The sequence below is a fragment of the Streptomyces sp. NPDC101225 genome (assembly GCF_044767585.1).
GTDB lineage: Bacteria > Actinomycetota > Actinomycetes > Streptomycetales > Streptomycetaceae > Streptomyces.
Genome location: NZ_JBIWOE010000008.1, coordinates 281309 through 299106, shown reverse-complemented (window position 1 = coordinate 299106; position 17798 = coordinate 281309). Strand labels below are relative to the sequence as shown.

At 71.5% G+C, this 17798-nt stretch carries 18 protein-coding genes and 1 pseudogene; 4 read left to right on the top strand and 15 right to left on the bottom strand.

The features are described 5' to 3' along the window. Window positions 1–27: 27 nt before the first annotated feature. The 14 genes and pseudogenes from ACIRPX_RS15030 to ACIRPX_RS14965 form a co-directional block, all read right to left on the bottom strand. A complete protein-coding gene (locus ACIRPX_RS15030; protein ID WP_404193545.1) occupies window positions 28–906 on the bottom strand; it encodes a carbohydrate ABC transporter permease in 879 nt (292 codons plus the stop codon). Continuing rightward, complete coding sequence (locus ACIRPX_RS15025) at window positions 903–1859, bottom strand: carbohydrate ABC transporter permease (protein ID WP_404193543.1); 957 nt, start codon at window positions 1857–1859, stop codon at window positions 903–905. Before ACIRPX_RS15025 ends, ACIRPX_RS15030 begins: the two co-directional genes overlap by 4 nt. Before the next feature lie 2 nt (window positions 1860–1861). After that, window positions 1862–3211 carry an ABC transporter substrate-binding protein gene (locus ACIRPX_RS15020; protein WP_404193540.1) on the bottom strand — a complete coding sequence of 450 codons (1350 nt, stop codon included), beginning with the start codon at window positions 3209–3211 and terminating at the stop codon, window positions 1862–1864. Window positions 3212–3321: 110 nt separating this feature from the next. Then, a complete protein-coding gene (locus ACIRPX_RS15015) occupies window positions 3322–4317 on the bottom strand; it encodes a LacI family DNA-binding transcriptional regulator (protein ID WP_404193537.1) in 996 nt (331 codons plus the stop codon). 46 nt (window positions 4318–4363) lie between these two features. Continuing rightward, a complete protein-coding gene (locus tag ACIRPX_RS15010) occupies window positions 4364–5035 on the bottom strand; it encodes a GntR family transcriptional regulator (RefSeq protein WP_404193534.1) in 672 nt (223 codons plus the stop codon). A gap of 42 nt (window positions 5036–5077) precedes the next feature. Next, window positions 5078–6079 carry a proline racemase family protein gene (locus ACIRPX_RS15005; protein WP_404193531.1) on the bottom strand — a complete coding sequence of 334 codons (1002 nt, stop codon included), beginning with the start codon at window positions 6077–6079 and terminating at the stop codon, window positions 5078–5080. Window positions 6080–6083: 4 nt separating this feature from the next. Further along, the gene (locus ACIRPX_RS15000; protein WP_404193528.1) at window positions 6084–6974 is read right to left on the bottom strand and encodes a dihydrodipicolinate synthase family protein; all 891 of its coding nucleotides are present in this window, start codon (window positions 6972–6974) and stop codon (window positions 6084–6086) included. Continuing rightward, entirely contained in the window at window positions 6971–8431 is a 1461-nt protein-coding gene (locus ACIRPX_RS14995) for an FAD-dependent oxidoreductase (RefSeq protein WP_404193524.1), read from the bottom strand. Before ACIRPX_RS14995 ends, ACIRPX_RS15000 begins: the two co-directional genes overlap by 4 nt. Then, complete coding sequence (locus ACIRPX_RS14990) at window positions 8424–8726, bottom strand: (2Fe-2S)-binding protein (protein WP_404193521.1); 303 nt, start codon at window positions 8724–8726, stop codon at window positions 8424–8426. Before ACIRPX_RS14990 ends, ACIRPX_RS14995 begins: the two co-directional genes overlap by 8 nt. Continuing rightward, complete coding sequence (locus ACIRPX_RS14985; protein WP_404193518.1) at window positions 8723–9874, bottom strand: NAD(P)/FAD-dependent oxidoreductase; 1152 nt, start codon at window positions 9872–9874, stop codon at window positions 8723–8725. The genes ACIRPX_RS14990 and ACIRPX_RS14985 overlap by 4 nt, the downstream gene beginning before the upstream one ends. Before the next feature lie 57 nt (window positions 9875–9931). After that, window positions 9932–10747: an ABC transporter permease gene (locus ACIRPX_RS14980; protein WP_404193515.1), complete on the bottom strand. Its 816-nt coding sequence runs from the start codon at window positions 10745–10747 to the stop codon at window positions 9932–9934. A gap of 40 nt (window positions 10748–10787) precedes the next feature. Continuing rightward, window positions 10788–11677 (bottom strand): annotated as a pseudogene (locus ACIRPX_RS14975) (ABC transporter permease). A 4-nt stretch (window positions 11678–11681) separates the two neighbouring features. After that, window positions 11682–12884, bottom strand: coding sequence for an ABC transporter substrate-binding protein (locus tag ACIRPX_RS14970; RefSeq protein WP_404193512.1), 1203 nt, complete (start codon window positions 12882–12884; stop codon window positions 11682–11684). 47 nt (window positions 12885–12931) lie between these two features. Next, on the bottom strand, window positions 12932–13969 hold the full coding sequence (locus ACIRPX_RS14965; RefSeq protein WP_404193509.1) for an ABC transporter ATP-binding protein: 1038 nt from the start codon (window positions 13967–13969) through the stop codon (window positions 12932–12934). Between the two features lie 128 nt (window positions 13970–14097). On the opposite strand from ACIRPX_RS14965, the gene ACIRPX_RS14960 reads away from it, so the two are divergent. Then, entirely contained in the window at window positions 14098–14823 is a 726-nt protein-coding gene (locus ACIRPX_RS14960; RefSeq protein ID WP_404193633.1) for a FadR/GntR family transcriptional regulator, read from the top strand. 40 nt (window positions 14824–14863) lie between these two features. Then, a complete protein-coding gene (locus ACIRPX_RS14955) occupies window positions 14864–15637 on the top strand; it encodes a cache domain-containing protein (RefSeq protein ID WP_404193506.1) in 774 nt (257 codons plus the stop codon). 15 nt (window positions 15638–15652) lie between these two features. Here the strand turns inward: ACIRPX_RS14955 and ACIRPX_RS14950 are convergent, their stop codons facing one another. Beyond that, entirely contained in the window at window positions 15653–16315 is a 663-nt protein-coding gene (locus ACIRPX_RS14950) for a hypothetical protein (protein WP_404193504.1), read from the bottom strand. A 223-nt stretch (window positions 16316–16538) separates the two neighbouring features. Between ACIRPX_RS14950 and ACIRPX_RS14945 the strand changes: the two genes are divergently transcribed. After that, window positions 16539–17192, top strand: coding sequence for a helix-turn-helix domain-containing protein (locus tag ACIRPX_RS14945; protein WP_404193502.1), 654 nt, complete (start codon window positions 16539–16541; stop codon window positions 17190–17192). Between the two features lie 14 nt (window positions 17193–17206). Further along, window positions 17207–17755, top strand: a complete 549-nt coding sequence (locus tag ACIRPX_RS14940) for a toxin-antitoxin system, toxin component (RefSeq protein WP_404193500.1) — start codon at window positions 17207–17209, stop codon at window positions 17753–17755. Window positions 17756–17798: the final 43 nt, after the last annotated feature.

Genomic DNA, 17798 nt, shown 5'->3' with positions numbered 1-17798 from the left:
GCATGCCTTTCTGTCGAAGGGAGGGCGTCAGCCCTTCGTGCTGCCCGCGCTGATCCCGGCGATGATGTGCCGCTGGAAGATGAGGAACAGCCCGACCATCGGAATGCTGGCGATGACCATGGCGGCGATGAGCACGGTGAGCTGGATGTTCTGCGACAGCTGGACGAGTGCCACGCTGATCGGCTGTTTGTCGGTGTCGGAGAAGACCATCAGCGGCCACAGGAAGTCCTGCCACACGGCGACCAGCGCGAAGATCGACACGACGCCGAGGACCGGCCGCGACATGGGCAGCACGATCGACCAGAGGGTGCGCAGCTTTCCGGCGCCGTCCATCTCGGCGGCCTCCAGCACATCGCGGGGAAGCTGGTCGAAGAACCGCTTGAGCAGATAGAGGTTGAAGGCGTTGGCGACGGCCGGCAGCCAGATGGCCAGCGGGTCGTTGAGCAGGCTGGTGTGCAGGAGCGGCAGGTCGGCGACGGTCAGGTACTTCGGTACGACGAGGGCCTGTGCCGGGACCATCAGCGTGGCGAGGATGCCGCCCAGGATCACGTTGCCGAAGGCGGGCCTGAGCTTGGACAGGGCGTAGGCGGCGGCCGTGCAGAAGACGATCTGGAACGCCCAGGCGCCGGCCGCCTGGACCACCGTGTTCCACAGGTGCTGCGGCAGTTGCATCAGGTCCCAGGCGTCGGTGTAGCCGCTGAGGTGCCAGTCCTCCGGGACCAGGGTGGGTGGGGTCTGGGCGATCTCGTCGGGCGACTTGAGGGCGCCGGTCACCATCCAGTACACGGGGAAGAGGAAGGCGAGGGCGAAGAGCAGGACGACGGTCGCGAAGACGGTCCAGTAGACGGCCTTGCCGCGCGGGCGGGCGAGCGTCGCCGGCGAGACGAGGGTGCGGATGGCGCTCATGCGTCGTCCTCCCCGGAGCGGGTGAGCCGCAGGTAGACGGCGGCGAAGGCGCCGAGCAGCACCAGGAGCATCACGCTGAGCGCGCAGGCGCCGCCGAAGTCGTTGTAGAGGAAGGCGTACTTGTAGATCAGGTACAGGACGGTGACCGTGGCGTTCTCCGGACCGCCGCCCGTGATCACGAACGGTTCGGTGAAGACCTGCATCGTCGCGATGACCTGAAGCAGCATCAGCATCAGGATGACGAAGCGGGTCTGCGGGATCGTCACGTGCCGGATGCGCTGCAGCAGGCCCGCGCCGTCCAGTTCGGCGGCCTCGTACAGCTCGCCGGGGATGGACTGCAGGGCGGCCAGGTAGATCAGGACGGTGCCGCCCATGTTGGCCCAGGTGGCCACGATCACCAGGGAGACGAGGGCGGTGTCGGCGCCGTTGGACCAGTTCGAGGTCGGCAGGTGCAGGAAGCGCAGCGCCTCGTTGGCGAGTCCGGCCCCGGGGTCGTAGAACCACTTCCACAGCAGGGCGCTGACCACCGGCGGGATCATCACCGGGAGGTAGACCACGACTCTGAAGAAGGCCTTGGCGTGGCGCAGTTCGTTGAGCACGAGGGCCATCACGAAGGGGATCGCGAAGCCGATCAGCAGGGCCAGCAGCGTGAAGGTGAAGGTGTTGCGCCAGGCGGCGGTGAACTCCGGGTCGTGCCAGACCCGGGTGAAGTTGGCGGTGCCGACCCACTCGGGCGAGGAGCCCGGCGTGTACCTCTGGAAGGCGATCACGACCGCCCGGATCGCCGGGTACCAGGAGAACAGGGCGAAGCAGACCAGACCGCCGAGGAGGAAGGCGTAGGCGCGGGCCTGGTCGGCGAGGCGGCGCCGCCTCCGGTCCCCTGCCGGGGGCGGCGCCTGCACCGGGCGTACGGCGACCTTGCCGATCGGTCGCCGCTCGGCCGTCTTCATCATGCTCAGCCCCGCGCCAGGATGCTGTCGATCTTGCCGGAGGCTTCCTTGAGCAGTTGGTCGATGTTCGCGTCCTTCTTGGTGAGGACGGCGGAGACGGCGCCGTCGAGGACGGAGTAGATCTGCTGCGCGCTCGGCGGCTCGATCTTCATCTGCAGCTGCTGGTTGCCGTCGAGGAAGGACTGGTAGTTCTCCACCGGCACATTGGCGTTGGCCTTCTTGACCTGCTGGTCCTTGGCGTCGGCGGCGCCGGTGAACAGGCGCGGCTCGGGCAGGCCGACGGGTGCGTCCGCCTTCTTGGCGCGGGCGTAGTCGCCGAGGAAGCCGTCGCCGGGGGTGAGGAACATGGAGTCGAGCCACTTCAGGCCGGCCCGGATCTGGGCCGGCGTGTCGTGCCGGTTGAACATGTAGCCGTCGCCGCCGATGAGCGTGCCCTTACCGCCGGGCATCGGGGCGAGCGCGAGGTCCTTGTAGTTGCCGCCCTTCTCCTTGACCAGGATGGGGATGTTGTCGGGGGCGGAGAGATACATGCCGAGCTTGCCCGAACCCATCATCTGCTGCACGTCGTTGATGACGAGGAGCTGCTTGCTGCCCATCGAGTTGTCGGTCCAGCGCATGTCGTGCAGGTTCTGCAGCACGGCGTGGCCCTCGGGGGTGTCGATGGAGGCCTTCTTGCCGTCGGCGCTCACGACGTCGCCGCCCTGGGAGTACATCTCGGCGGTGAAGTGCCAACCGCCCTGGTTCTGGGCGCTGTAGTCGGCGTACCCGACGGTGCCGCCGCCGAGCGCGGCGATCTTCTTGGCGTCGGCGCGGACCTCGTCCCAGGTGGCCGGGGGCTTGTCGGGGTCGAGGCCGGCCTTCTGGAAGAGCTTGCGGTTGTAGATCAGGCCCATCGAGTAGCCGGTGCGCGGGATGCCGTAGATCTTGCCGTCGACGGTGTAGATGTCGCGCAGCTGCTTCTGGATCGTGCCGTAGCTCTTCAGCTCCTTGATGTACGGGGTGAGATCGGCCGCCTGGTTGATGTCGACCACGTGCTTGGCGTCGGTGAAGTACGTGTAGAAGACGTCCTCCATCTGGCCGCCGGCGAGCTTGGCGTCGAACGTCTTCGGGTCCTGGCAGGGGAACGCGTCGTGGGCGACGACGTCGATGTCCGGGTTCTGCTTCTCGAAGGCGGCGACGTCCTGCTCGAAGAACCCGCGGTCGACCTTGGCGCTCTTGGGCGGCTCGCAGTTGACCGTGATGCGCGTGGTGCCGCTGGAGGAGTCGTCGTCGCTGGATCCGCAGGCGGACGCGGTCAGAGCGAGCGAACAGACGCCGAGTGCGGCGAAGGTACGGCGGAACCCGGTGCTTGTCATCGGTGGACCCCTCTGGGCAGGAGCGGTGGGCGACGCACACTCAAGCACCGCCGACATCCGAACGCAAGATGTCGCGCGCAATTTGAAATTATTCGACAGCCGAGTGGATCTCAGGCACGCGGCGCCTGCGCGGTCGACCCCCTGACCACCAGCTCGGGCTCGAACAGCAGCTCCTCGGCCGCTACGGAACTGCCGTTGATCTGTGCGTTCAGCAGCTCCACGGCCGCTCTGCCCATGGCCTCGATGGGCTGGCGGACCGTGGTCAGCGCGGGCTCGGTGCAGTTCATCAGCGCGGAGTCGTCGTAGCCGACGACCGAGACCTGAGCGGGGACGCCGAGCCCCTTGCGGCGCGCGGCCCGGATCACCCCGAGGGCGAGGGGGTCGCTGGCGCAGATGAAGCCGGTGACGCCCCGCTCGATGAGCCGGGAGGCCGCCGCGTGCCCGCCCTCGATGGAGAACATGGCCCGGGCGACGCACTCGTCCGGGATGTCGGCCATGCCCCGGGCGGCGGCGAGCTTGCGCTCCGAGGGCATGTGGTCGGACGGGCCCAGCACCAGCCCGATCCGCTCGTGGCCGAGGGAGGCCAGGTGCCGCCAGGCCTGTTCCGTCGCCACCGCGTCGTCGCAGGAGACGCCCGGGAAGCCGAGGTCGCCGATGGAGGCGTTGACCAGCACGACCGGGATGTTGCGCTCGGCCAGCCGCCGGTAGTGGTCGTGCGGGGCGTCCGCCTGGGCGTACAGCCCGCCGGCGAAGACGACGCCGGAGACCTGCTGCTGCAGCAGCAGCTCCACGTAGTCCGCCTCCGAGACACCGCCCTTGGTCTGCGTGCACAGCACCGGCGTCAGGCCGAGCTGGGCCAGGGCGCCGCCGATCACCTCGGCGAACGCCGGGAAGATCGGGTTCTGCAGCTCGGGCAGCACGAGGCCCACGAGCCGGGCGCGTTCACCGCGCAGCTGGGTGGGCCGTTCGTAGCCGAGGACGTCCAGGGCGGAGAGCACCGCCTGCCGGGTGGACTCGGAGACCCCCGGTTTGCCGTTGAGCACCCGGCTGACCGTGGCCTCGCTGACCCCGACCTTCTTCGCCACCTCAGCAAGTCGTCGCGTCATGGGCGCAAGAATAGCGCAAGAAATGCAAACAGCTTGCGTAATGCCGTCAGTGGGCCGCCCACAGGCCGCGGACGTGCCCGAGATGCCTGGTCATGACCTCGTGCACGCCCTGCGCGTCGCGCGCGAGCAGCACGTCGAGAAGCTCGAGATGCTCCTCCGCGGAGGCCCCCAGCCGCCCCGCCTCGACCAGGGCGGTCAGCCCGTACAGCCGCGAACGGCGCCGCAGGTCCCGGACGACCTCCACGAGGTGGTCGTTGCCCGCCAGGGCGAGCAGGCCCAGATGGAAGGCCAGGTCGGCCTCGATGTACGCGATGAGGTCGCCCTTCGCGGCCGAGTCGACGATCTCCACGGCGAGCGGGCGCAGCGCCTCCAGGTCGCCGGCGTCGGCCGTGGCCGCGAGCCCCACCGTCGTCGGGATCTCGATCAGCGACCGGACGTGCTTGTACTCGTCGAGCTGCCGGTCGGACACGGCGGTGACCCGGAAGCCCTTGTTCGGGACGATGTCGACCATGCCCTCCTTCACCAGTTCGAGCATCGCCTCGCGCACCGGGGTCGCGGAGACGCCCAGGCGCGGGGCGAGGGCGGGCGCCGAGTACACCTCGCCCGGGAGCAGTTCGCCGGCGATCAGGGCGGCCCGCAGCACGTCCACGACGCGTTCGCGGAAGTTGGGCGTCCGGCCGCCGAGCGGCGGCAGCGCCGGGCGTTTCTGCGGGGCCATGATGATCGTCCTCCTCGGGCCACCCGACATTATCGACGGCGCCTACAGCACGAAGCCCGCGGGGAAGGGGTCCTCGGGGTCCAGCAGGTACTGGGCGGTGCCGGTGATCCAGGCGCGGCCGGTGAAGCTGGGCAGCACGGCGGGCCGGCCCGCCACCTCGGTCGTGCCGAGGAGCCGGCCGGTGAACCGGGTGCCGATGAACGACTCGTTCACGAACTCGGTGTGCAGCGGGAGTTCGCCGCGCGCGTGCAGCTGGGCCATGCGCGCGCTCGTCCCGGTGCCGCACGGCGAGCGGTCGAACCAGCCGGGGTGGATCGCCATCGCGTGCCGCGACAGCCGCGCGGTCGCGCCCGGAGCGAGCAGGTGCACGTGGTGGCAGCCGTGGATGGACGCGTCCTCCGGGTGCACCGGCTCGTCCTCGGCGTTGACGGCGTCCATCAGGGACAGGCCCGCCGCGAGGATGTCGTCCTTGCGGGAGCGGTCGAAGGGGAGGCCGAACTGCTCCAGCGGCAGGATGGCGTAGAAGTTCCCGCCGTAGGCGAGGTCGTAGGTCACCGAACGTCCGTCGGCCAGGGTCGCCCTGCGGTCGAGTGCGACCGCGAACGACGGTACGTTCCTGAGCGTCACCGCCTTGGCCGCGCCGCCCTCCACCGCGACCTCGGCGACGACGAGTCCGGCCGGGGTGTCCAGCCGGATGGTGGTGACCGGTTCGACGGCCTCCACCATGCCGGTCTCCACCAGCACCGTCGCGACGCCGATCGTGCCGTGCCCGCACATGGGCAGATAGCCGGAGACCTCGATGTAGACGACGCCCCAGTCGCAGTCGTCCCGGGCCGGCGGCTGCAGGATCGCGCCGCTCATCGCGGAGTGCCCGCGCGGCTCGTTCATCAGCAACTGCTTGATGTCGTCGCGGTGTTCGCGGAAGTACAGCCGCCGCTCGTTCATCGTCGCGCCGGGGATGGTGCCGATCCCGCCGGTGATCACCCGGGTCGGCATGCCCTCGGTGTGCGAGTCGACGGCGTGCAGGACGAGTCTGCTGCGCACGGCCCTACGCCAGCCCGGCCGCGACGGCCTGCTCGGTGGCGGCCCGCACCGCGGCCGCCTGCTCCGGCAGCAGCGGCACGCGCGGCGGCCGGCAGCCGCCGCCGTGGCGCCCCACGATGTCCATGGACAACTTGATGGCCTGCACGAACTCCACCTTCGAATCCCAGCGCAGCAGCGGGTGCAGCTGCTCGTACAGCTTCTTGGCCGTGCCCAGGTCCCCCGCGACGGCCGCGCGGTACAGCTCGACGCTCGACCTCGGCAGCGCGTTCGGGTAACCGGCCACCCAGCCCTTCGCGCCCGCGATCGCCAGCTCCAGCAGCACGTCGTCGGCACCGACCAGCAGGTCCAGTTCCGGGGCGAGTTCGGCGATGCGGTAGGCGCGCCGGACGTCCCCTGAGAACTCCTTGACGCCCTGGATGTACCCCTCGCCGTGCAGCTCGGCGAGGAGTTCGGGCACGAGGTCGACCTTGGTGTCGACGGGGTTGTTGTACGCCACGACCGGAACGCCCGCCTTCGCGACCTCCGCGTAGTGGGCGAGCACGGCACGCTCGTCGGCGCGGTAGGCGTTGGGCGGCAGCAGCATCACGGCCTCGCAGCCGGCGTCGCGGGCCTGCTCGGTCCAGCGGCGGGCCTCCGCGGAACCGTAGGCGGCGACGCCGGGCATCACGCGCTCCCCGCCGACCGCGCCGACGGCCGTCTCGACGACCCGGGCCCGCTCCTCGGGGGTGAGCACCTGGTACTCCCCCAGCGAGCCGTTGGGCACGACGCCGTCGCAGCCGTTCGCCACGAGCCAGGCGCAGTGCTCGGCGTACCGGTCGTGGTCCACGGAGAGGTCGTCGTTCAGCGGCAGCGCCGTGGCGACGAGGACGCCGCGCCAGGGACGTCGGTCGGTCATGAGGGCCCTCCATCGGTGGGGTGGGTGTGCTCGTGGTGCGTCGGGCGTGGGTGTGCGCGGGCGAGGACGCCGAGCGGGACGGGACGAGCGAACGGGCTTGTGGACGGCGTGGGTTCGCACCCGGCGAGGCCGGCCGCCCCGGGTGCGCAGACGCGGCCCTGGCACCAGCCCATGCCGGCCCGGGTCAGCAGCTTCACCGTGCGCAGGTCGCCCGCGCCGAGCTCTCCGACGGCGCCGCGGATCGCGCCGGCGGTGACCTCCTCGCAGCGGCACACCACGGTGTCGTCGCGGACCTGCTCCGTCCAGTGCGCGGGCGGTGCGTACACGGCATCGAGTACGGCGGCGAACTCCCTGAGCCGCGTGCGGGACATGGCGGCGCCGGCCCACTCACGCGGGTCCGGTTCGCGGCCGCGGAGGCGGGCCGCGGCCGAACGCCCGGCGATGTGCCCCTCGGCCAGCGCGAGGCCCGAGCCGCCGACGCCGGTGGCCTCTCCCGCGGCCCAGACGCCCGGCACGTCGGTGCGCTGTTCGCCGTCGACGTGCACGGCCGGCCCGTCGAGGCGGCAGCCGAGCGCCTCGGCGAGATCGGTGTGCGGCAGCATGCCGTGGCCGACGGCGAGGGTGTCGCACGGGATGCGGCGCCCGGTGCCGCGCCCGACCCGCCCGTCGCCGTCCAGCGCGGCCACCGTCACCGCCTCCAGGCGGTCGCCGCCGTGCGCCTCGACGACGGTGTGCCGGGCAAGTGTGCGCACCCGGTGCCGGAGCAGCCGGGCGGCGTATCCGGCCCCTTCGGCGACCTTGCCCGGCCGGGCGGCCAGCGTCCGGGTCCGCCGCAGGAAGGCGGCGGGAGCCGCGGACTCGACGAGGGCCGCGACCTCCACTCCGGCCGCGGCGAGACCGGCCGCCACGGGCAGCAGCAGCGGCCCGGTCCCGGCGACGACGGCGCTGCGGCCCGGCACCACGAGCGCCCCCTTGAGCAGGGCCTGCGCGCCGCCCGCGGTGACGACTCCGGGGAGGGTCCAGCCGGGGAAGGGCAGCACCTTCTCGTATCCGCCGGTGGCCAGGAGGACGGCGTCGGCGTCCACGGTCGTCGCGTCCCGCGGTTCGGGGCCGAGGAGGGCGTGCACGGTGAATCGACCGGACTCCCCTCCCTCCGGCGGCCGTTCGACGAACCAGACCTGATGATCCGTCAAATGCCGTACGGAACCTGCCTTCACATGTGCCGCGAGGGCGTCGCGCAGCCGCTCCCACGTCCGCCAGTCGTGGTGCAGCGCCTGCGGCCGGCTCGCGCGCAGCCCGGCGGCAGGCTGCCGGTAGAACTGGCCGCCCGCCTGAGAGGCCGCGTCGACCAGCGTGACCCGGATACCGTGGGCCGCGGCGGCCACGGTCGCGGCGAGACCGGCCGGGCCCGCGCCGATCACCGCGAGGTGGGGGGCCTCGCCGGGGTGTTCAGTCATGGTGGCCCGTCCCCTCCTGCGTACGGATCGCGTCGCCGGGTTGCAGGGTGACCAGGCAGGCCCGCAGGCCCGGCCGGTCGTTGACGGTCACCAGGCAGTCGAAACAGACGCCGATCCCGCAGAACACCCCGCGTGGGCGCCCCGCGCCGCGCGTGGTGCGCCACGAGGTGATGCCCGCGCTCCACAGCGCGGCGGCGACCGTCCGGCCGGGCAGCGCCTCGATCTCGCGGCCGTCCAGGGTGACCGTGAAGGCGGGGCCCGGGCGGGCGCCGGCCAGGTCGAGCGGGGAGTTCACGCGGCCTCCTCGGCGAAGCGGTCGGGGCTGAAGGGCGTCAGGTCCAGATCGGGTGTCCTCCCGGTGAGCACCTGCGCGACCAGGGATCCGGTGCCGGTGGACAGGCCGATCCCGGCGCCCTCGTGGCCGCAGGCGTGGAAGAGGCCCGGGACCCGCGGATCGGGACCGACGGCCGGGAGGTGGTCGGGCAGGTAGGGGCGGAAGCCGAGATAGGCGCGGATGGCGTGGACGTCGGCCAGGAAGGGGAACAGCCGTGTCGCGTCCGCCGCCAGGGCGCGTAGGGCGGGCAGCGAGAACGACCGGTCGAAGCCGACCCGTTCACGGCTCGCGCCGATCAGGATCGGTCCGGCGGCCGTGCCCTCCACGACCGGTGACGTCTGCAGGACGGCCGAGTCGCTGGCCACGTCGGCCACGTAGCCGGCGGCGTACACCTTGTGGTGGACCAGGCGCGGCAGGGGCTCGGTGACGAGGACGAAGCCGCGCCGCGGCAGGACGGGAAGGACGGCTCCGGCGAGGGCGGCGACCTCGCCGCCCCAGGTGCCCGCCGCGTTGACGAGCGCCGGGGCGTGGAGGTCGCCGCGGTCGGTGCGGACGCCGAGCACCGCGCCCTCGGGGCCCCGCAGGACACCCGTCACCCTCCGGCCGGTCAGCAGGCGCGCCCCCGAGGCCCGTAGCAGATGCGCGGCGGCCAGGGCGGGCATCACCTGGGCGTCCTGCGGATAGTGCACGGCTCCCGGCAGTCCCGGGGCGAGGTGGGGTTCGAGGGCGTACAGGGCGTCGCCGTCGACCGGTTCGGCCGAGACTCCCGCGGCGCGCTGCCCGGCGGCGAGGCGTTCCAGCGCGGTCAGCCCGCCCGGGGACGTGGCCACCACGACGCCGCCCTTGGCCTCGTACTCGATGAACGTGCCGTATTCCTGCGCCAGTTCGCTCCACAGGCGGAGCGACAGGAGCGCGAGGTCCAGCTCCGGGCCCGGCTCCTTGTCGGAGACCAGCAGGTTGCCCTCCCCGGCGCCGGTCGTGCCGCCGGCCACGGCACCGCGGTCCACGACGACGACGTCCAGGCCCGAGCGAGCCGCGTACAGGGCACAGGCGGCGCCCGTCATTCCGGCACCGACGACCACGACATCGCAGGTCAGAGGATGACTCACATCAGTACTATGTCACATACCACAGATGAGGGGAACAACCCCGCGGGTCGACACGCCCTAGACCCGGCTCCCGGTCGCCGTGTCCGAGGAGAGCCGTTGGGCCAGGTAGATCGGGACGACGGAGAGCAGCACCAGCACGGCCGCCACCACGTTCACCACCGGTGCCTGCTGCGGCCTGGTCATGTTGTCGAAGATCCAGATGGGCAGCGTCTCGATGCCGGGGCCCGCCGTGAACGTCGTCACCACGATCTCGTCGAAGGAGAGCGCGAAGGCGAGCAGTCCGCCGGCGAAGAGCGCCGAGCGCACCAGGGGGAAGGTGACGTCGACGAAGGCGCGGAAGGTGTGGGCGCCCAGGTCCGTCGCGGCCTCCTCGTAGGAGCCCGCGGTGCGGCGCAGCCGGGCCACGACGTTGTTGAAGACGACGACGATGCAGAAGGTGGCGTGACCGACGATCACGGTGAACAGACCGAGGCCGACGCCGAGGGGTCGAAGGACCGTGCTGAAGGCCGAGTTGAGGGCGATGCCCGTGACGATGCCGGGCAGGGCGATCGGCAGCACGACCACGAAGGAGAGGGCGTCGCGGCCGAAGAACCGGTACCGGGCCACGGCGAAGGCGATCAGCGTGCCGAGCACCAGGGCGATGGCGGTGGCACCGAGCCCGGCCTTGACCGAGACCCACAGCGCCTCACGGGCACCGGCGTTGCGCCAGGCGACCTCCCACCAGTGGAGCGTGAACCCGGGCGGCGGCCAGCTCGCGCTGCGGTCCGGGCTCAGCGAGTTGACGAGGACGAGCAGCAGCGGGACGTAGATCACGGCGAAGCCGAGGGCGGCGGCGACGCGGAGCGCGATGCGGGCGGATCGGGAGAGTGTCATGGGACGTAGCACCTGGCCTCACTCGACATGGCACACCGCCTCACAGGCTGCTCAACGCGCCCGTACGGCGCATGGCCAGCAGGTAGCTCACGACGACCACCACCGGCACCGTGCCGAGCGCGGCCGCCATGGGCAGGTTGAGTTCGATGTTGGAGTAGACGACGTTGCCGATGAGCTGGGTCTTGCCGCCGACGATCTGCACGGTGATGTAGTCGCCGAGGCTGAGCGAGAAGGTGAAGACCGACCCGGCGGCCACGGACGGCAGCACCATCGGCAGCACCACCGAGCGGAAGGTGCGCCAGCTCCGCGCGCCCAGGTCGGCCGACGCGTCGAGAAGGCCGGCGGGCAGCTGCTCCAGCGCGGTGTGGATCGGCAGGATCATGTACGGCAGCCAGAGGTACGTCAGGGTCAGCACCGCGGCCGGCAGGCCGTACCCGGGCCCGGCCGCCCCGAAGGGCCTGAGCACCCAGTCGGCGAGCCCGCCCTGGGACAGGATCAGCCGCCAGGCGTACACCTTGACCAGGTAACTGGCCCACAGCGGGGTGAGGATGGCGACGACCAGCAGCGGCCGCCGCTGCGGCCGGGCCACGCGGGCGGTGTAGAAGGCGAGCGGGAAGGCGATCACCGCGCACAGCACGGTGACGGCGAGGGCCACGCCCACGCTGCGCAGGATCACCTGCCGGTAGACCGGAGTGGTCAGCACTCGTGGAAGTTGTCGGTCGACCAGACCCTCACCACCTGGGAGGTGAAGGAGTCGGTCGTCCAGAAGGCGGAGACGAACAGGACGGCGAGCGACCCGAGGTAGAGCACGGTGAGCCACAGCAGCGGCGCGGTCAGCAGCAGGGCCAGCCGGAGCCGGGGGCGGCGGTGCAGCGCCCCGGCGAGGCGCCGGACGGCGCCCCGCCCGGCGCTCGGCTCGACGGCGGTCACGCGGTCAGCCCTTGATCTCGGTCCAGGCCTGGACCCACTTGGCGTACGGCACGCACTTGACGTCGGTCCGGCCGTCCAGGCACTGCTCGATGGGGGTGTTCCAGAAGGCGATCTTCTTCCAGTAGTTCTCGTCGGCGGCGTGGTAGACGGTGCAGAAGTTCTTGTCGCTGGTCAGGTCGCACGCCTTGGAGTTGGCGGGCGCCTCGCCGAAGTACTCGGCGACCTCGGCGTTGACCTTGGGCGAGACGATCCAGTCCAGCCATTTGTAGGCGCAGTTGGGATGCCTGGCCTTGGCCGAGACCATCCAGGTGTCGGACCAGCCGGTCGAACCCTCCTTGGGCACGAAGGCCTTGACCTCGGCGCCCTCGTCGGACGCGAGGTTGGCGATGACCTGCCAGGTGGTGCCGACCACGGAGTCGCCTCTCTTGAAGGCGGAGACCTCCTTGAGGTAGTCGCTCCAGTACTCGCCGACGTATCCGTTCTGCTTCTTCAGCAGGGCCACGGCCGCGTCGAACTGCTTCTGGTCCAGCGCGTAGGGGTCCTTGATCTTCAACTCGGGTTTGGTGGCCTTGAGATACAGCGCGGCGTCGGCGATGTAGATCGGGGAGTCGTAGGCGGTGACATGGCCCTTGTACGCGGCGGCGTCGTCGAAGACGGCCGCCCACGAGGTGGGCGCGGGCGTGACCTTCCGGGTGTTGTACATCAGCAGGTTGGCGCCGCGGCCGTGCGGGATCCCGTACATCTGGCCCTTGACGGAGTTCCAGCTGCCGTTCTTCAACCCCGCGAAGACGTCCCGGTAGTTGGGCACGAGTTGGGTGTTGACGGGCGCCGCGTCGCCGGAGGCGATCAGGCGCAGCGAGGCGTCGCCGGAGGCGGAGACGGCGTCGTACTCGCCGGTCTTCATGAGCTTGACCATCTCGTCGGAGCTGGCCGCGACCTTGGAGTTGACCTGGCAGCCGGTCTGCTTCTCGAAGTCGGTGACCCAGTCGACCTCGGGGTCGTTGGAGCCGTCCTCGACATAGCCGGCCCAGGCGATCAGGTTGACCTGGCCCTCGGTCTTGCCGAGTTGCGTGGGCGCCTTGAGGTCGGGGGGGTTGAGCCCGGTGGAGGAGGAGCCGCCGCCGGAGCCGGAGGAACCGCAGGCGCCGGCGGCGAGGAGCAGGGTGGCGGCGCAGGCCGCGGCCTGGAGGGTTCGGGTGAGACGCACGTCGTTCTCCCTGCGGTGTGAGGGCTTCGGCGGCCGGGACCGGGACTTCAGGGGGTGTCGGGGACGTGGACGGTGTGGCGGCGGTGCCATTGCAGGCGCACTCGCGTGCCGCGGTAGGCGGCGACGTCCTCGGCGGAGGTCTCCAGGTTCTGCTGGAGCGCGGTGAGGCGGCCGCCGGCGTCGAGGTCGACCAGGAAGCGGGTGCTGTCGCCGAGGTAGACGACCTCCGTGACGGTGCCGGTGGCGGAGGCGTGGTCCGGGCGGTCGCTCTCCGCGGACTCCTTGAGGACGCGGATCTTCTCGGGCCGGATGCTGTAGGTGCCGACGTCGCCGACGACACGCTGGGCGGCCTCGCCGTCGATCAGGTTCGAGGTGCCGACGAAGGAGGCGACGAAGGGCGTGGCGGGGCGTTCGTAGATCTCGGCGGGGGTGCCGACCTGCTGGATGCGGCCCAGGTCGAAGACGGCGATGCGGTCGCTCATCGTCAGCGCCTCCTGCTGGTCGTGGGTGACGAAGACGAAGGTGATGCCCACCTCGCGCTGGATCTGCTTGAGCTCGACCTGCATCTGCTCGCGCAGCTTGAGGTCGAGGGCGCCGAGCGGTTCGTCCAGCAGCAGTACGCGGGGGCGGCCGACCAGGGCGCGGGCGAGGGCGACGCGCTGGCGCTGGCCGCCGGAGAGCTGGGCGGGGCGGCGCGCGCCGTAGCCTTCGAGGCGGACCTCGGCGAGCGCCTTGCGGGCGCGGACCAGGCGTTCGGCCTTGGGCACCTTGCGGATCTTCAGGGCGTAGGCGACGTTCTGCTCGACGGTCATGTGCGGGAACAGGGCGTAGTCCTGGAACACCGTGTGCACGTCGCGCTCGAAGGGGGCGAGGTCCGTGACCTCCTGTCCGGCGAGTTCGACGCGGCCGGCGGTCGGGGTCTCGAAGCCGGCGATCAGACGCAGCACGGTGGTCTTCCCGGAGCCCGAGGGACCGAGCATCGAGAAGAACTCCCCGTCCCTGATCTCCAGTTCGATCCCGGCCACGGCGGTCGTCTCCCCGAACGACTTCCGCAGACCGTGCAGCCGGATCGCCATCCCCTCCATGCACGGGAACCTTTCTGGCGCTCTCTTACGTTGCACGGAAAGATATGAAGTCATAGTTCAAAGCTCAAATCCCCCTTAGGGTAAAGCTTGAGTCAACGCACAAGGTGGTGCCCGTGAAGCAGCAGCAGATGAACGGCGGCGCCCGCCGGGCCGTCTTCACCCCGGTGGACAACCGGGCGCGCGTCGACGCGGTCGTCCGCCGGATCGGCGACGCGATCGAGCTCGGCCTGCTCGCCGAAGGGGAGCAGCTGCCCGGCGAGAGCGAGCTGGCCGGGCAGCTCGGCGTGTCCACCGTGACCCTGCGGGAGGCGCTGATGGCCCTGCGCCAGCAGGGCCTGGTCACCACCCGCAGGGGCCGCGGCGGCGGCTCCTTCGTCTCGCTGCCCGAGACCCCCGGCGAGGAGCGGCTCAGGGTCCGGCTGCGCGGCTGGAGCACCGAGGAGCTGCGCGATCTCGGCGACCACTGGGCCGCCCTGTCGGGCGCGGCGGCCCGGCTCGCCGCCGAGCGCACCGAGCCCGACGACCTCGCACAACTGCGGCGCACGGCAGAGGAGTTGACCCAGGCGGCGGACAGCGCGGCGCGCAGCCGGGTCTACGGCCGCTTCCATGTGGAGCTGGCGGCCGCCGCGCAGTCGGCGCGGCTGACCCGGGAGCAGATCGCGCTGCAGACCGAGATCGGCGCCGTACTCTGTCTTGTGCTCGGGGACGACGCATATCGTGAAGAGGTGGCGGACCGTCACCGCTCCGTAATCTCGGCGGTGCAGGATGGGGCCCACGCAACGGCCGGGGAACTGGCCGAACGGTGCGTCCAGGAGTCCACGGCGCGGCTCGTCGCGCTGCGCCTGACGCTGTAGGCCGCGCCGCGCCCGATCCCCCGTTCGCTGGAGGGTGCGCATGAGCCTCGCGACGGCAGCAGCCGGCACAGCGCCGGAGAAGGCGGTCGCGGCAGGCGTCCGCGCGGCGCTGGAGAGCGTGTTCGACGCCGTGGCCGCCACCCGCACCGACACCGGGCGGCTGCTGGACCGGGTGGCCGCCGAAGGCCGCCGCCCCGCCACCGTGGACCTCGCCGCCCTCCGCCCGGGACTCCATCAGCGCCTGGCCCGCCACGAGTTGGTCTCCGGTGTCGGCTTCGTCGCCGCCCCGGGACTGCTCGGTGACGTGCCGGCCTGGCTGGAGTGGTGGCAGAGCGACGCCGAGGGCGGCGTACGGCCGCTGCTGCTCGACCTCGATCCCGAGCAGTCGGCGTACGCGGACTACACCCACTGGGAGTGGTTCACCATCCCCCGGGACACCGGCGAGCGCACCGTGGCCGGGCCCTACGTCGACTACCTCTGCTCCGACGAGTACAGCCTCACGCTGTCCGCGCCGGTGCGGATGGCGGGCCGCTTCGCCGGGGTGGCCGCGGCGGACGTGTATCTACGGCACTTCGAGGCGGCCGTGCTGCCGATGCTGCGCGGGCTGCCGGGGCCGGCCCATCTGGTGAACGCGCGCGGCCGGGTGACCGCCTCCGCGGACCCCGCCCATCTCGCCGGATCCCTCACCAAGGGACCGGACTTCGCCGCCGTACTGGACCGGGCGCGGCCGCAGCGGTTCCGCGACCTGCGGCTCGTGCCCTGCCGGGACATCCCGCTCGTGCTCGTGATCGCGCCGGGCCGGGAGCGGGGCTGAGAGCGATGCGGGCGATCAGGCCCCCTGGGCCGGCACCACCGTCAGATGCGCCGCCGTGCGCCGCGTCCTGCGGGTGCGGGGCCGCTCGCGGCGGGCCTCCCGCAGCACGAGCGTGATCCGGGTGTACCCCATGTCCTGCAGCGTCCGCGGCGTCTCGTCCACCACACGGCAGTCGGTGGCGCGCCAGCGCGGATCGGGGTGCCTCAGGGTGCGCACCGCGCCGTCGTGCGCCACGGCCTGCTCGCCGACCGCGCGGATCCAGTGCGGCAGGCCCTGCCGGTAGGCGGCCTCCATGATCGGGTCCTGGGCGATGTCGCGGCGGATGGACTGCAGTCCGTGGTCGTGGCCGTAGCGCTCCACGGCGGCCGCGAAGTGCGCCAGCATCGGCAGGCACCAGCTCGACTCGTGCTCGCCGAGGACCGTGGCCGCGTCGGGGTGGAAGAGGACGAACCTGAGGAAGTTGTCGGCGGGCATGGCCGTCGGGTGCGGACCCACCTCACGGAAAAGTGACGCGAAAGCGTTGTTGGAGAGGACGACGTCCCAACGGTGGTCGAGGACGACGGACGGAAAGGGGACGGCCTCCAGGAGGACGGCGTAGTCCTCCAGATACGCCTGGGCGTCGAGACTCTCGGGGACGGGCCGCGGCGCCGACCGCTGCCCACCTGCCTGATATGCCATCGGGAGGTCACCCCTCTTGCCTCTGCGGCCTTCACGCGGCGCCTTGATCCTGCGGTCCCGAGGCGGATCGTGTCAACTATCGTGGCATTTCGTGCTGGTTGACGGCTGAAATTGGCCACAGTTGTGGCGACGTCTGGATGTGAGTTCGAACTACCCGGTAATCTCCGTCGAGTTCACGGCAACCGCTTGTGAGAAGCCTGTGAGATACGTAGGAGATCTGTCGGTGACGGAAGGCTTCCAGGGTCCGGGCACCACGGCGGCGAGCGCTGCGCTGTCGGCCGTCGCCGCCCGCGTCACCGCGCTCGCCGACCGGCTCGGCGTCGCCCACGCGGAGGTCTTCGACACCGGACGCCTGTCCGCCGCCTCGGGGGTGCCCGAGCCCGTGGTCAGGGCCCTGCTGCACGGCAGTCCGGCGGGCGAACCCGATGTGCAGGAGCGGTTCCTGCAGCGTCTGGACCTGCTGCGCCGCACCCGGCTCAAGCCCAACGGGCGCAAGTACACCCAGCAGGAGATCGCCGACGGCGCCGGCATGTCGCGCCAGCAGGCGGGCGCGCTCATCAACGGCGACCGGCGCCCCACCATGGAGCACTGCGACGCCATCCAGCGCTTCTTCCGGGTGCACGCCGGCTTCCTCACGGCCGAGGACCCCGAGGCCCTCACCGGCGCGCTGCAGAGCACCGAGCAGGAGCTGCTGCAGAAGCTCGCCGAGCGGGAGGAGGCCGCGGCCGACGACGACCCGCTGGAGCGGCTGCTCCAGGACCACGGCGTCCGCGGAATCGCCTGGCGGGCCGCGCAACTGCCCACCGACCAGCACCGCGACAAGGTCGCGGAGTGGCTGGACATGCTCCTGGAGAGCGTCAAACGGCCCGAGTCGTGAGCCGGGGGAGAGCTGTGGGCATCGGAAGAGACATGCGCCGCCTGTGCCAGGAGCTGGTCGGGGAGCTCACGCTCGCCGCGCCCGCCCGGCCCGACGACCTCTACGGCGCCCTGTGCGCGGCGATGAGCAGACGCCGCGGGCGGCCGGTCCACTTCCGTACGGCCGCCTTCCCGGCCGGCACCGCGAGCGGCCTGTGGCTCGACATGGCCGAGCAGGACCTGGTGGTGATCGAGGAACGGACCGCGCCGGACCACCAGTTGGTGATCCTCGGCCACGAGCTGTGGCACATGACGGCCGGGCACCGCGGCCACCACGTCGAGGGGGCCAGGGTCGCGGCCCGGCTGCTCAGCGACGAGGCCGACCTGCGCGCCACCGTCCGCGCGGTGGCCGCCCGCAGCCGCTTCGACCTCGCCGACGAGCAGGAGGCCGAGAGCTTCGGCCTGCTCCTGGGCAGCAGGTGCCGCACCTGGCTGGCCGGTTCGGGACATCGGGCGCCGGTGCAGCGCGACCACCTGGCGGGGCGGATCGAGGCGTCGCTCGGGTATCTCGGGCCGCAGGGCTGAGCGGCCTCGGCTCCCGCCGCAGTGAACCCGGCAGCGTCCCGGA